Source organism: Syntrophorhabdales bacterium (genome assembly GCA_035541455.1).
Taxonomy (GTDB): domain Bacteria; phylum Desulfobacterota; class Syntrophorhabdia; order Syntrophorhabdales; family WCHB1-27; genus JADGQN01.
In genome coordinates, this window is sequence record DATKNH010000116.1 from 13,458 (window position 1) to 26,627 (window position 13,170).

14 protein-coding genes are annotated in these 13,170 nt (G+C 53.8%); 10 read left to right on the top strand and 4 right to left on the bottom strand.

Annotated features, from left to right (window positions below):
• Positions 1-130: 130 nt before the first annotated feature.
• From VMT71_11975 to VMT71_12015, 9 genes are all read left to right on the top strand, one after another.
• Positions 131-790, top strand: coding sequence for a 4Fe-4S dicluster domain-containing protein (locus VMT71_11975; GenBank protein ID HVN24681.1), 660 nt, complete (start codon positions 131-133; stop codon positions 788-790).
• Entirely contained in the window at positions 783-1,676 is an 894-nt protein-coding gene (nrfD, locus tag VMT71_11980) for an NrfD/PsrC family molybdoenzyme membrane anchor subunit (GenBank protein HVN24682.1), read from the top strand. The genes VMT71_11975 and nrfD overlap by 8 nt, the downstream gene beginning before the upstream one ends.
• A 50-nt stretch (positions 1,677-1,726) precedes the next feature.
• The gene (locus VMT71_11985) at positions 1,727-2,065 is read left to right on the top strand and encodes a helix-hairpin-helix domain-containing protein (protein HVN24683.1); all 339 of its coding nucleotides are present in this window, start codon (positions 1,727-1,729) and stop codon (positions 2,063-2,065) included.
• Positions 2,059-4,953 carry a hypothetical protein gene (locus tag VMT71_11990; GenBank protein HVN24684.1) on the top strand — a complete coding sequence of 965 codons (2,895 nt, stop codon included), beginning with the start codon at positions 2,059-2,061 and terminating at the stop codon, positions 4,951-4,953. Before VMT71_11985 ends, VMT71_11990 begins: the two co-directional genes overlap by 7 nt.
• Before the next feature lie 184 nt (positions 4,954-5,137).
• Positions 5,138-6,304 carry a putative sulfate exporter family transporter gene (locus VMT71_11995; GenBank protein HVN24685.1) on the top strand — a complete coding sequence of 389 codons (1,167 nt, stop codon included), beginning with the start codon at positions 5,138-5,140 and terminating at the stop codon, positions 6,302-6,304.
• Between the two features lie 30 nt (positions 6,305-6,334).
• Positions 6,335-6,505, top strand: coding sequence for a hypothetical protein (locus VMT71_12000; protein HVN24686.1), 171 nt, complete (start codon positions 6,335-6,337; stop codon positions 6,503-6,505).
• Between the two features lie 15 nt (positions 6,506-6,520).
• Positions 6,521-6,991: a universal stress protein gene (locus tag VMT71_12005; protein ID HVN24687.1), complete on the top strand. Its 471-nt coding sequence runs from the start codon at positions 6,521-6,523 to the stop codon at positions 6,989-6,991.
• Positions 6,985-8,142, top strand: coding sequence for an alkaline phosphatase (locus VMT71_12010; protein HVN24688.1), 1,158 nt, complete (start codon positions 6,985-6,987; stop codon positions 8,140-8,142). Before VMT71_12005 ends, VMT71_12010 begins: the two co-directional genes overlap by 7 nt.
• Entirely contained in the window at positions 8,132-9,532 is a 1,401-nt protein-coding gene (locus VMT71_12015) for a metallophosphoesterase family protein (GenBank protein ID HVN24689.1), read from the top strand. The genes VMT71_12010 and VMT71_12015 overlap by 11 nt, the downstream gene beginning before the upstream one ends.
• Positions 9,533-9,592: 60 nt before the next feature.
• Here the strand turns inward: VMT71_12015 and VMT71_12020 are convergent, their stop codons facing one another.
• Entirely contained in the window at positions 9,593-10,225 is a 633-nt protein-coding gene (locus VMT71_12020) for a DnaJ domain-containing protein (GenBank protein ID HVN24690.1), read from the bottom strand.
• 84 nt (positions 10,226-10,309) lie between these two features.
• Positions 10,310-10,576, bottom strand: coding sequence for a hypothetical protein (locus VMT71_12025; GenBank protein ID HVN24691.1), 267 nt, complete (start codon positions 10,574-10,576; stop codon positions 10,310-10,312).
• Positions 10,577-10,785: 209 nt separating this feature from the next.
• Between VMT71_12025 and VMT71_12030 the strand changes: the two genes are divergently transcribed.
• The gene (locus VMT71_12030) at positions 10,786-11,442 is read left to right on the top strand and encodes a hypothetical protein (protein HVN24692.1); all 657 of its coding nucleotides are present in this window, start codon (positions 10,786-10,788) and stop codon (positions 11,440-11,442) included.
• A 37-nt stretch (positions 11,443-11,479) separates the two neighbouring features.
• On the opposite strand, the gene VMT71_12035 is transcribed toward VMT71_12030, so the two are convergent.
• On the bottom strand, positions 11,480-12,541 hold the full coding sequence (locus VMT71_12035; protein HVN24693.1) for a branched-chain amino acid aminotransferase: 1,062 nt from the start codon (positions 12,539-12,541) through the stop codon (positions 11,480-11,482).
• A gap of 41 nt (positions 12,542-12,582) precedes the next feature.
• Positions 12,583-13,158: an endonuclease V gene (locus VMT71_12040; protein HVN24694.1), complete on the bottom strand. Its 576-nt coding sequence runs from the start codon at positions 13,156-13,158 to the stop codon at positions 12,583-12,585.
• Between the last annotated feature and the right edge of the window lie 12 nt (positions 13,159-13,170).

Genomic DNA, 13,170 nt, shown 5'->3' on the forward strand with positions numbered 1-13,170 from the left:
CTAAACAATCTCAAAATTCAAATGTTCAAAGCGCGGCACGCATTGCTGCCTGTTTGAAATGTAAACATTTGGCTATTCGGGATTGTTAAGGAATTCGATATCAGGATTTGGTTACGTAGCTTGAGGTTGTATGGTTGAGCGGCTTATTTTATTCGACGAAAAGAAGTGCATCCGGTGCCACTCGTGCGAGGTGGGGTGCCAGCTGGAGAACGATGCGCCTCCCGGCGTGCAACTCCGCTGGGTGAAAAGCCGCGTGGCGGGCCATCTGCCGACGGTACAGGAATGGTCTGTATCGACGGCATGCTTCCACTGCAATGATCCTTCATGTGCCTCCGCATGTCCGGCAGGTGCCCTACGCCGCAGAGCTGACGGAGTGGTGGAACACCTGCGAACGAGATGTATCGGCTGCGGCTACTGCATTCAGTCCTGTCCCTTTCACGTTCCAAAAAAGAGCCCGACCCAACATACAATGCGCAAGTGCAGCTTTTGCGTTCAGCGAGTCGACACGGGTAAAGCGCCGGCATGCGTGGCAAAATGCCCCACGGAAGCGCTTACGTACTATCCTGACGGGAAAACACCTGACGTGCGGGCTTACGGCAAAGCCGAACGTCTGCATATGGTCTACGCGCTTCAAAGCTTGCCCGGTGATTACAGGTTGCCTGAACCTGTGCCGCTCAACACGGTGCGCGCATTTCAGGTCTGGAAGTGGCTCGGCGGGCTTCTACCCGGAGCCCTTGTGCTCGCGTGGCTCTGGAGAAGGCTTGGTCCGCAGGAGGGCATCGATGGTTGAGTCAGTCGAGGCCTGGGGACTCCCTGTAGCGCTGGATCTTTTCTTCGCAGGCCTCGGGGCGGGGAGCTTCTGTTTTGCCGTACTGGCGTCACGAAAGAAAGGGGATGCATTCGAAACATCTGCCCGAGGCGCGGCGATTTTTACCCCGCTCTCTCTCGGCTTCGGTCTCACGATGCTGATACTCGACCTCATGTACAAAACGCGTTTCTGGTTTACATTGGTTGTTTTCAACATCGACTCGCCGATGTCGTTTGGTGTCTGGCTGCTCACGATTTTTGCGTTGATATCTGTTGTTCACGCTCTTTTCTTTGTTCCTGAGCCGCTTTGGGCAAAGATACCACTCATCGGCAGATGGACGCTCCCGCGGCAAGCAGCATATCGCCGCAGCCTGGGACTATTGGGGATTCCTTTTGCGCTTGCGGTATCTGTCTATACCGGCGTGCTGCTCTCTGTTTCATCTCTACCTCTCTGGAGAAATATTGCCCTTCCAGGTCTCTTCTGCTTCTCGGCTCTGGCCACGGGATTTGCAGCCGCCGGGCTGATTGCGCTCAGAATTGCCCGAACAGACATGATGGAGCAGCCCATTCTCTGGCTCCGCAGAGGCTATCAGATATTGTTACCCGTTTACTTGCTCTTCACTCTGCTCTTTGCTCTGTTTGCGTATTCTTACGCACCATGGAACGATGTTCGCCATCTGATTGCGGGACGAATGGGTGTGGTCTGGTGGGCGGGTGTGCTCGGTCTGGGCATTCTTTTGCCGCTTGTTCTTGTCGTGGGCAGAGGACAGATGAATAGAATTAAGATTTCAGTAGCACTATACGCGTTGCTGCTAGGCGGGTTTCTCTTGCGGATGGTCCTCATCTTTGCGGGGCAGGCATCCGTATGACCAGCGCACCACGAGCAGTGCGAAGACCGTAGTATAAGGAGGATTGTGCAATGGCAAAGAAAAAAATCGCTTTGGTCTGTGTAACAGTAATCGTTTTTTTTAGTGTTGCGTTCAGTCTCTGGCCCTCTTCATCCGGTTGGTCGGCAGAGGAAAAACTTAAAGGTAAGACAGTCAATATCAACAAGGCGACCACGGACGATTTGATGAAAAACGTGCCCCTCATGACCCCGGAGCTGGCAAAGAATATTGTTAAGTACCGTAAAGATAATGGCGATTTTCAGACTGTGGAAGAGCTGCTCCAGGTACCGGGCATGGACCGGACACTCCTTAAGCGAATCAAACCATTCTTTATTCTTGAAGGTATCGGAGGAAAGGACTGTACATGCTGAACTCCTTCGTTTGTGTGACCAGAGCGCGGCTTCGAAGAGTATTTCTTGGACTGCTTGCCCTCGCGGTACTCTTCTGGGGGCTTCAGGGTGTGAACTGCGCACGGGCTGCTGAGCAGGCGCGTGAGGCTGCCCGTGAGATTCCCCATGGCTTGCCCCCGGCGGAAGACGCCACATACATTCCTAAATTGGGAGGCCTTCTTAACAAGACCCTTCGAAACCATTACGGACAGGAAAAGGAATTGGCCGAGTGCGTGGTGCTGAGAGGCAGCCAGGTTAAAGACAGCAAAGTTATTGTCCCTGCCGGCGGGCTCTTCTACGCTTCATCCACGTCACAGGACGCAAAGCCCCTGCGCAGAGACCCTTTCCTGATTCTGGGCGAGACCTCGTATCTCCTGTCCCTGAAAACAGCACAGGTAACAAAGAGGGATGTCGCGGTGAAGAAGAGGGGCAAGGTTCTTCTCGATGATTCAGGCTACCGGCTCTGGTTCGATTACGCGACAGATCACTACGGAAAACCCTACGGAGAGTTAGCGGTTATCGCCCCGTCCGGAGGATGGCAGACAGAGATGCCGGTCTCCTCCTCATTTCCTGAACCTTCGAAGGCGCGGGACCTGAAATTGAAAGAGGGCGTCAATCCGCAACAGGAGCCCTTCTTTCTTACCAGCTCTTACACGTACGGCGCTACGAAGCTCACCACGAAAAAAATGACGCATAACGACGCGCTCTTTTCTGAGGTGAGGTATCCGGTTATCAAGGAAGCTGTATTTTCCACGGACAGGCCCCACGTGGTGGGCATACGGCAGGAGAGCTATCGCTGGTGGTGGGACAAGAGGATTTACGCGTTCCGAAAAGAAAACGGAATTCTTGTAGAGGTGCGCAACTGGACGGGCAGAAAGGTACTGGCGTCAAAACTCCTCGTGCCCGCTACACAGCAGGAGTACAAGGTGACGCAGCAGGATCAGATGTCTCTCACCGACTTCGATCTTGATTTGCACATCGAGCTTGTCATCGACCCTTCCTGGTACAAGGGCTCTGACTTCGCGCCCTGGGCGAACGACGTTCCACTGGGATGGACAAGCGGTACGGTTTCCTTCATGATCTACGATAACCTTGTGCGCCTCCGAGACGGAGAGCCATGGCCGAGGGACAAGCGCTACATCGTGAGGCTCGAGCCCGATTCCATGAGCGGCATGCTAAAGCGCGTTGTCCTCGAGAACAAAGATGCATTTGAGCTTACTAACGAGAAAGACAGCTACGCAGGGCCGGTCAAGATATCCGATTTCTGGGACAGACCCTATTTTAAGATGGTGGCCGGAAAGATCGAAGGCGATGTGGTGAAGAACTCGTATGTCCGTGATTCTTTATTCCGGCGTACTGATAACCTTATCCTGTGGAAGGAAGGGCGAGAGAACGCAGACTTCTTTATCGGCATGAGTGAACTGGTCGTCTCCGTGATGGAGGATACCTTCCTGACGAGGCTTGCGGACCCCACCTACGGGGTGCCCGTGGTGAAATCAAAGTTCACATCGTACCCTCCTGCCATCGCTTCTGCCAAATGGTTTGCGCCTGACCCTGACTGCGCGTTTGTGCCCAAGCTGAGAGGATTCACGCGTAAATTCGTGGAGAACCGTAAAGGGGAGAAGCTTACGTCCGCAGAGGCACTGGTCATACGGGGAAGTTATGTTGATTACCACAACGGCAAAATAATCATACCTCCGGCCGGCCTCTACTATACCACCCGCCTGGACAGAAACGTGCGGCCCCTCGCTGGTGAATCGTTCTACATTCTCGGCAAAAAAGCATATCTCCTGAGCACCGAGAGCTATCTGGTCGTCAAGAAGCATGCTGCGATCGATTTCTGGAAACAGGTGCCGATGGGAGACGGAAACCTCCTGTTCTGGCAGGATATCCCTCTGGGGGATGGGAGCAAAGCAGTCCGTTTTCTGGGATCGCGCTGGCTCTGGGGAAGGCCGGTGGCAACCATGCGCATCATCAAGTATTCAGGCAACGCGTTCGGAGCGGATATATTGCTCGCTCCGGGCCTCTCGGAGTACAAGCCCATCTATGGCGACAAATCCTTTGCCAATCAGGAGTACTCTTTGCCGGATGTTTACGCAGAGGGCGCAACCTATGTGATACCCCGGTGGGTGAGTCCCGATTTGGTGGAGATTGATGAGATGGGCAGTCCCGGCATGGACTCTTTTACCATCTCGTACGAGGAGGCGGAAAAGCTGGAACTGAAAGCTGGCGAGCAGGCGCCTGTGGGCGAGTACAAGCTCAAGGTCGTGAGCGTTGACCAGGGTGCGAAAACAGCAAGGCTGGCGCTGCTTGACCGAGAGGGCAAAGTGCTCGCAGAGAAGCAGCTCGGCCCAGTAGATCAGAAGGTATACGACACGTTACCGCAGTACAGCCCTTCGCAACAGAAGGTGATGATGGAGTACAAGGACGTTCATGTTGAACTTGAGCTCCCGTGCGACTTCAAGTCGGGGAAGGTCACACTCTATGCCTCCACGGGAACTCAGAAACTCGAACGGGATAAACCGTGGGCAGCTGACCCCCGTTATATCATGCGACCCGACGTGTGCGGCCACTGCTACATGCTCAATGAGTTCATTCTTGATAATCCTAAGCCCATCGTACTCGACGCCAGGAATAACACGTATACAGGACCCGAAGGCTATTTCAAGATTGTGATCGATGACTTTGACGGCGAGCGTATCCAGGCGTGGCACATCGAGGATAAAACAGGGAGGAGGACGCCGAATCTTGCCGAATATCCGAAGAACAACGTGGATGTAATGGTGGGCGTGAACGGCACGACCGAGCATTTTCTGCGGAAGACACTGCTCAAGAGGCTGGCTTACAGAGAGATATGGCGGCTGAAATGAGAGTGTTGTGGCGGATTCCGGCGCATAACTTCGTTGGGCGCGGCAGCGCGGGTCCTCGACCTACTTCAGTACGCCTGCGGCCCTCGCTTTGGGTCCGCCTCGTTCTGCATCCGGACTACGCCACAACACTCCATCTCGTCGGCAATGCCGATAACCTGTAATGTTGTGATCAAGGAGATAGCCTATGGCGCAAGATATAACGTTTGACAGAGCTGTTGGGGGAGCCGTACCGGTCCGAAAACCGTCGGTGTGGGCCGCGCTCCCGAGTTTCAGAAGAAGCTGGCCGGGACTCTTGGCCATGATCATCATCGCGGTGATCTGCGGATTGCCGGGCCTTGACTTTTCCTTCACGGTGCAGAGCCTCCTCGCCTACGTGGACGCAGTGCTGCCGCCGATCTATGGTAAGGGACTCTTTGTCGACCTGCTCCATTTTAACTACGTGGTCATCGGCCTCGTGGCAGGCATACTCATTCGAAATGTGGTCGGCGTGCCTAAGTCGTGGGAACCGGGGTTGACGTATAGCGGAGTCTTTATGAATGTCGGTATCATCATGCTGGGCTCACAATATGTATTGAGGGATCTCGTCAAGCTCGGCGTTGTCTCCATCGTTCTCATGGTGATCATGGTGTTCGGCGGAGCGCTTGTCTTTATCTTCATGGGCCGTTTCTTCAAACTGGGAGACTCGCTCACGGCGCTTCTCTCAGGCGCTTTTTCCATGTGCGGTGTCTCAGCTTGTGTGGCCATCGCGCCCATGGTGCGCGCGAAGAGCGAAGAAGTGGCCTACGCTATCGCCGTATCCGTCACGTTCGGCCTTTTCTGCCTCTTCGGTCTTCCCTTATTCGGAAGGCTTCTCGGTCTTTCGAATGATGCCTTCGGCCTGTTATGCGCTGCGGGAGTACCAAATTCAAACCAGGTGATTGCCACGGGTTTCAACTTCAGTTTTGAGGCGGGGAAAGTCGCCGGCTTTGCGAATATCGGGAGGGTTGTCCTCATTCCGGCAGGTGTGCTCTTCATCTACTTCATGACATTGACGCACGAATTCCGCACGTCGAAGATCAGTGTCTGGCAGGTCCTGAAAGAAAAGTTCCCGCTTTTTGTATTCGGGTTCATGCTGGTGTGGATCGGCAACTGCCTCCACCTGTGGCCGCAACCGGCGAGCGAGGCAATGGAGAAGGTAATGAACTGGTCTTTCACCCTTTGTTTCGTGGGCCTGGGTCTTCAGACAAAACTGGGTGATCTGAGGAGAGCGGGCCCCAAGGGCGTATTGATCGGGTATGTGGCCGGATGCATGCGAATTGGGATTTGCCTTGGTTTCATCGTGATCCTTTTCAAGATGGGTATCTTCAAATAAAAGCCGAATAGCGCCTGAAGGAGAATTTCCATGGGTGAAGAACAAAACGGGAATAAAGGGCTTAACGAAGATCTAAGGAAAGTCGAGGCAGAATCTACGGCCAAGCAGACACGCCACCGTGTCGATGAGTATATCGCGCTGATTTTAGGCCTCGGATCGGTGCTGCTGCTCTGGTTCTTGCAGGCGGTAGGTCTTTATTAGAATAGAGGCAAGGGAATGGACCACGTGTTGCAGGGTTCTCCAGCCACAAAAAGAATACTACTTGTCACGGGCGTAGGTGACTGCGCCAACGCGACTGAGGAGGCCTTCCGCACTGCGAGTGAAACGGGAGCAGAGATCGGGCTCTTACAGATTCTTACCTCTGATCTTTACCATTACGGCCACAATGATCTCATAGCAACGCGTCCTTCAAAGAAGGATTTCTTGCTCTACATCCGGGAGCAGGTGCTTGAACGGGGCCGCGCTGAGGCAGAGGCGTTGCAACGAAGGGCACACGCGATGGGTCTCGCTGTCGAGGTATATTCTGTGGAGACGGAAGATGCGCCGTCGGTCATCATAGCTGAAGCGAGGAAAGGATACGACGCAATCTTCATACCGAGAGAAAGGAAGGCCCTCTTCCCACTCTTCAAGAAACAGCTAGCGTCGAGGCTGCGCCGGCACTTGAGGAACCTGGTGGTAGAATGCTGAAACTAACCACGGTTTTAATGCTGACCCGGATCAGGAACCTGTTCAGAAGCCAGCTGCTTGCTGCAGTCATCATCCTTTTTTTCTCGACCCTCACCTTTGCAGCAAATGCAAAGAACATTGTGCTCATGATTGGTGATGGCATGGGACCTGCGCATATTTACGTGGCATGGCTCTACTCCACCAGGCAGTTAAGCAGGGATTTTGCCATGACGGAGATAATGAACAAAGGGCGCACCGCTTACATGTACAATGACGGACTGGATGGCACGGTTACAGAATCGGCCGAAGCAGCGACCCAGATGGCGACAGGCGTTGAGGTCCACGTAAATGCTATCGGCGTAGGACCGGACGGCAGAATTCTGAAGACCATTCTTGAATTGGCCAGAGATAAAGGCAAGGCCACCGGGTTGGTCACGACCTCCGGAATCACGGATGCAACCCCCGCTGCGTTCGCCGCGCATGTGGACAATCGCTCCAAGGAAGATGTAATCGCACAGCAATTGCTCAACTCGGGCGTAAACATCCTTTTTGGGGGAAACAAACTCTTTTTCCTGCCTGAAACAGAGAAAGGCAGAAGAAAGGATGGACGTAACCTTGTAAGCGAGGCCAAAAAGAGCGGCTACGTTGTAGTGGAGACAGCGGAGCAGATGAAGAATGCCTCAGGAGCAAGAATTCTTGGGCTCTTCAGTGATGACAATATGCTGTTTGAGATTGATCGCAAAGGCAGCCGGGAGCCGAGCCTTGCAGAGATGACCTCAAAGGCGTTGGAGGTGCTCGAGAAAAGCAATGACGGATTTTTCCTGATGGTCGAAGGTGGAAGAATCGATCACGCAGCGCACCACAATGACTCCATAACCACCATCACTGATACCATTGCCTTTGATGAAGCCGTAAAGGTTGCCTATGAGTTTCAGAAAAAGAATCCGGACACGTTACTCATCATCACTGCCGATCACGAAACTGGAGCTCTTGCCATCCTTCCGGACAGTCCTACTGCGCTGAGAACCCGTCACCGCATCGCGTGGGGCGACAAGAGTCATTCCGGTGCTCCTCTTTTTCTGTGGGGCATCGGACCGGGCTCCGAGCTGATCAACGGCTGGAAGCACAACACCGAACTCTTTGGGATCATGAAGGATGCATATGGCTTTTGATTGTCTCGCGAGATGTAGGCCTAAAGCCGGGCCGTGGCCGCGCAAGTCTGTTTGGCTGGTCCTGATCGTGGCGCTGGTGAGCCTGGTGTCGTCCAGCGCACTGCCGGCCCCGGATGGTGCAGGCTTGCTGAGCTTTTCTCCACTTCTGGCCAAACCTACTGCATCTTCTATCGTGGTCAATATTGTGGCTGCCGATGCAGCGATTGTGTGCAGCGTGCGATATAGACCCGATACGGCTGGCTCGAAGGATAGCTGGAAGGAGACAGCGCCAACCGTCGTTAACCCTTTTAGCGCCGCGAGTGTGCGCATCGACGCATTGCATCCGGACACCGGGTACGAGTACCAGGTGCTGGCCCGCCCCATGGGACAGGGCATGGGACGGGATCAGATGGGTAAACAAACGGAAGGACGCTTTAGAACACAGAAGACAGGTAATGGAGCCTTCTCCTTTGCCCTTTTTTCTGACATGCACATTACCCCTTTTGACCTGGATCGGCAGAATGTCTTACGGCGCATCAGCGCGTCTGTTGAGAGACGTGAACCCGATTTTACGCTGATGCTCGGGGACAACATACAGACGTACGTGTCGCACGGCGGACCCTTGGGCGACCCTTCTCAGGGTCCCCAGCTCTATATGCATTTGCGGCGGGCTCTCGGCAGTTTGCCGTCACAGGTGCCCTTATTCTCAGCCATCGGCAACTGGGAGGGTGAAAACGGCTGGCACGGCGCAAGACAGAGGGAATGGGCACGGGACGCGCGCACGGCGTTTCTTCCAAATCCTGACAGCACGACTTTTCCGGAAGGCGGCAGCCCATACCAGGATTACTATGGGTTCACCTGGGGGGATGCGCTCTTTGTTGTGCTCAATCCGCTGAGCTATACAACGACCGATCACACGCACCAGAAAGGCCCTGGACGTGCCGACGAGTGGACGCTTGGAGAGGCCCAGAAGAAATGGGTCTACGAACTGCTTTCAAAATCGAAGGCCCGCTGGAAGCTTCTCTTTATGCACCATCCCGTCGGAGGCAATGCAGGGAACGAGCTCAACTCCCGGTACGGTCGCGGTGGGGGCAGGGCAGCGCGCATCGGAGAGCAAGCGCTCCTGCATAGCTGGATGAAGCAGTTTGGTGTCCAGGCCCTCTTCTATGGACACGATCATGTTTTTACCGACATGGCTGTAGACGGAATACACTACGTCTGCGTGGGAAGCGCAGGTGCTCCCTGGAAGTTTGAAACTGCAGAAACAGGATACGAGAAGTATTGGGCTCCTTCGGGCTATACTCTCGTGGATGTGACCACGAGAGAATTGAAAGTCTCCTTTATCAGCCCCGATGAAAAGACATCGCAGGATGTCCTGCTGCACTCTTTTGTCATTCCTGCTAACCGCTGAAAGAAATGCACCGGATTTCCCGATGACAGGGGCAACTGAGGCTATTCCCGTGGAAATCCATTAATTTGACCCGGCGTCTTTCGGAAACTCTGGCAAATCGGTTGTTTCGAAGCGTCCCGGTCCCGCGTACTGCTCCTCGGGAGAGGCAGTACCTGCCGTGAGCAGACGGTCCTTCCTGAGCCGGAGTCTATTCTGTTCTATATGATCGACGCCTAAGGCGGTGATCGCCATACGTCCGTTCTCCAGACGTTCCACCAATCCTTTTGACTTCAGATACCACATATGGAACTCGATGAACTCCAGCGGTTTGTCGAGCATACGGGCGAGCTCGTGATTGCCTAGCCCCGGCTGCTTCATGTAGTGACGGCGTTGGAGGTACAAAATTGAAAGCAGGCTTTCGCGGTCTTCCCAGTCATCGCCGAAGTCAGTTCGGCTTTTTGCCTCAGATGTGAGCTTCCACCTGCTGTTCCAATAATCCTGGTACTTGACGTCGTAACCGGCGCGCTTCTCAGGGTCGGAGAGTGTCTTGTGGGCCTCAACGATGACGAGGAACCGGTCGGTATCTCCTGATTCCTTGTTGTCCGGATGATACCTCTTGGCGAGGTAGCGAAAGACACGTTCAATAGTATCTGTGTCTGCATTCGGACTCAACTGCAGGAGTTCATAGTAGTCGATGAAGCCGTCTTCATTCACGGGAGACTCCTTCGGAAATGATCATCACAGGACTTAGAGCAACTTCCATGCCAGGCCCGTCGGGTGCTGACAGTGGCCCTCCGTCTAGTGATGGTGATGTTCCTCATCTTCAGCCGGCATAACACCCAATTGATTTAGAGCCGACCTCAAGGCCTCACTACCCTTCTTCATCTGTTCATTTGCTTCAGTTATGAGCTCTGCCACACGCGTTAAGTGGTTACTTCTGGCCAGTTCAATCCACCGCGCGTAGTCTTCGGCATGGCCTTCGTTATGCTCGATGAGGTGTCTCAACACAATGCCCAACCGCTGGATATCATCCATTACGTTTCCTCCGTTGCTTATACGTTCCATGACTATAGCCGATCCTGGAACACCCGCGTTATCACAATTGTAACACACGTCCAGCTCTTCAGGAAGCATTGATTGCAGGCCTCGAGGCACGGCACATTTGGCCTTCTGAAAACGAACTGGTGGAAATGATAGAGAAAGTAGCTATAATACTATCAGACTTCGGAAGACGGGCAGGGCCTAAACCCCAGCACCATAATGGTAGTAGTGAGATGTCATATATTCTGGATGCTTTAAAAAAAGCTGAGCGGAGAGAACAGCGGCGAAAGACGCCGATATCGGGCACTTTCAAATATCGCATTGGATCACCAGAGTGGCCGGTACAAATGGTCTCTCCCAACCGTCTTGTGCGCTTCAGGCCGGAAGCGGCAAAGAGAGGTCTTGCGAAGGCTCTGGCTTTCCCACGAGCAGCGGTGATTGCAGTGGCGCTCCTTGGGGTCCTCGCTGCAATTGAGTGTGCTTTGGTCTATGATGTTCGTACACGCCTGGCTGCCATTACAACTGATGTGAACAGACTGACAAAAGAGATTGGAGAAAAAGAAGCCAGAAAGACAAAGATGGAGCGAGAACGGCTCAGCCTTAAGCTTGAAAACGATTCACTACGAAAAGAGCTGGAAGTGGTGGGCACCGATTTGAAACGGAGCCGCGGTAATCTACAGACACTCAAGGCCAAACAGAAGCGACAGGCACCGGGTCAGAAGCAATCCACGTCTGCCCAGAAGAAGAAGCCAGGACAGATACCAGGACAAGTACCTGCGGCCTGGGTAGCGCCTCCCCGGACAACTGATGCCCCGCCAGCCAGGGCCGATACTTCCTCTCGGCCAAGCGCTACCGAAACCGCCACAGCCAAAGTCTATTCTATCCGTTAGAACAGAGCAGAGGACAGAATTTGTTCTCCAATCAATGTCAGATGTGGTAAGACCAGCCGAACTGATCCGGCTTTTCCCCGTACTGAATTGCGGTGATCTCATCGTACAGGCGCTGAGAAAGAGAGCCTGTCTTGCCATTGTTGACAGTAATGAGGTCGTCCTTGTGCTGGACCCAGCCCACGGGTGAAATCACTGCCGCAGTGCCCGTCCCGAATATCTCAGTCAGGCGTCCTGTTCTTGCCCCGGTCATGACCTCCTCAATAGAGATCCTTCGCTCATTGACCTGTATGCCCCACGAGCGGGCGACTTCAATGACTGTCTCTCTTGTCACGCCTCCGAGGATAGAACCTTCGAGAGGGGGCGTAACCAGCGCTCCATCGATCACAAAGAAGATGTTCATAGTGCCCACCTCTTCTACCCACTTGTTCTCGCAACCGTCAAGCCAGAGAACCTGTGTGAATCCCTTCTTCTGGGCTTCCTCCGCAGGAAGAAGAGAGGCAGCGTAGTTTCCCGGTGTCTTTGCTGCTCCGACTCCCCCTTTGACAGCGCGCACATACTCGCCTGACGTTATGAGCCGTACCGGGTTCATGCCTTCCTTGTAATAGGCCCCCACAGGAGAGGTAATGATCATAAAGAGATACGTGCTCGACACATGAACGCCGAGAAAATTGTCAGTGGCAAAAACGAAGGGACGGATGTACAGAGAGTAGCCTCTTTTCTTCGGTACCCAGTCACGATCGACAGCGAGGAGCTGTTTTAATGCTTCGCTGAAGGATTCCCAGTTCAAGGGGGGGATGCACAATCGCTGGCATGAGCGGTTAAGCCGCGCATGATAACGCTCCGGGCGGAACAGCCGTATCTCTCCGTCGTTTGCCTGAAAAGCCTTGAGTCCTTCAAATACTGCCTGCCCATAATGCAAAGTACAGAGACTCGGGGAAATCTGGATGGTACCGAACGGAACAATGCGCGGAGACTTCCACCGACCATCGCCGTACTGAAGAGTGAACATATGGTCAGAGAAAACCTCTCCAAAGCCAAGGCGATCAAGGTCCACCTCTTTTAGTTTGCTGTGCGAAGTTCTCTCAATCTGAATCTCCACCTGAACCTCCTTTATGATCAAACCGCAATAGCTTAGAATAACTATGGTTTCATTTCAAGGCTGCGCCTTCTGTTTCTGAGCAGGCTGCGTGCCTGCACATGAGCAAGCCTGAGCGGCTCAGGTAGCTTGCCAAGCCTTGCCCAGTATGCGTACTCCTGAATGGCTTCACCGAGGGTGACACCAAAGCCCGGTGAGACGAACATGGGCCTGCTGAAATGTTTCAGCCGGACTGCCGCTCCGACAGCCTGACATCGCAGCATGATGAACTCAATGTCAGGATAGCGTGAGGGCAGTCTTGTATACTCACCGCGGATCAATCTCGATGCAATCCCTATGGTGGGTATGTTGTGCGTCCAGCCAATTACTGTGGCCAGACCGAAAAAATAAGGATGACAGACGCCGTGGCCGTTTACAAAAAGAAGGTCTATCGCTTCTCCGGAGAGCAGGCGCGATAGCGCCGGGGCTTCTCTCAGGAAGAAGAGCTTGCTCACGTAGGGCGCGCTCAGCTCCCCTTCATCGGTCTTGACGCTTTTGAGTTTCCCGTCATGAAAAGTGGCAAGCGCAGACGCGTAACGGTTTACACCGTACGAGGCATCGATCCCTGCCGTAATCCTCATGGATGTGAGCTC

Bases quoted from the DNA above. Each gene is read 5' to 3' on its own strand.
- VMT71_11975 (HVN24681.1), top strand. From the start codon at position 131: ATGGTTGAGCGGCTTATTTTATTCGACGAAAAGAAGTGCATCCGGTGC.
- nrfD (HVN24682.1), top strand. From the start codon at position 783: ATGGTTGAGTCAGTCGAGGCCTGGGGACTCCCTGTAGCGCTGGATCTT.
- VMT71_11985 (HVN24683.1), top strand. From the start codon at position 1,727: ATGGCAAAGAAAAAAATCGCTTTGGTCTGTGTAACAGTAATCGTTTTT.
- VMT71_11990 (HVN24684.1), top strand. From the start codon at position 2,059: ATGCTGAACTCCTTCGTTTGTGTGACCAGAGCGCGGCTTCGAAGAGTA.
- VMT71_11995 (HVN24685.1), top strand. From the start codon at position 5,138: ATGGCGCAAGATATAACGTTTGACAGAGCTGTTGGGGGAGCCGTACCG.
- VMT71_12000 (HVN24686.1), top strand. From the start codon at position 6,335: ATGGGTGAAGAACAAAACGGGAATAAAGGGCTTAACGAAGATCTAAGG.
- VMT71_12005 (HVN24687.1), top strand. From the start codon at position 6,521: ATGGACCACGTGTTGCAGGGTTCTCCAGCCACAAAAAGAATACTACTT.
- VMT71_12010 (HVN24688.1), top strand. From the start codon at position 6,985: ATGCTGAAACTAACCACGGTTTTAATGCTGACCCGGATCAGGAACCTG.
- VMT71_12015 (HVN24689.1), top strand. From the start codon at position 8,132: ATGGCTTTTGATTGTCTCGCGAGATGTAGGCCTAAAGCCGGGCCGTGG.
- VMT71_12025 (HVN24691.1), bottom strand. From the start codon at position 10,576: ATGGAACGTATAAGCAACGGAGGAAACGTAATGGATGATATCCAGCGG.
- VMT71_12030 (HVN24692.1), top strand. From the start codon at position 10,786: ATGTCATATATTCTGGATGCTTTAAAAAAAGCTGAGCGGAGAGAACAG.
- VMT71_12040 (HVN24694.1), bottom strand. From the start codon at position 13,158: ATGAGGATTACGGCAGGGATCGATGCCTCGTACGGTGTAAACCGTTAC.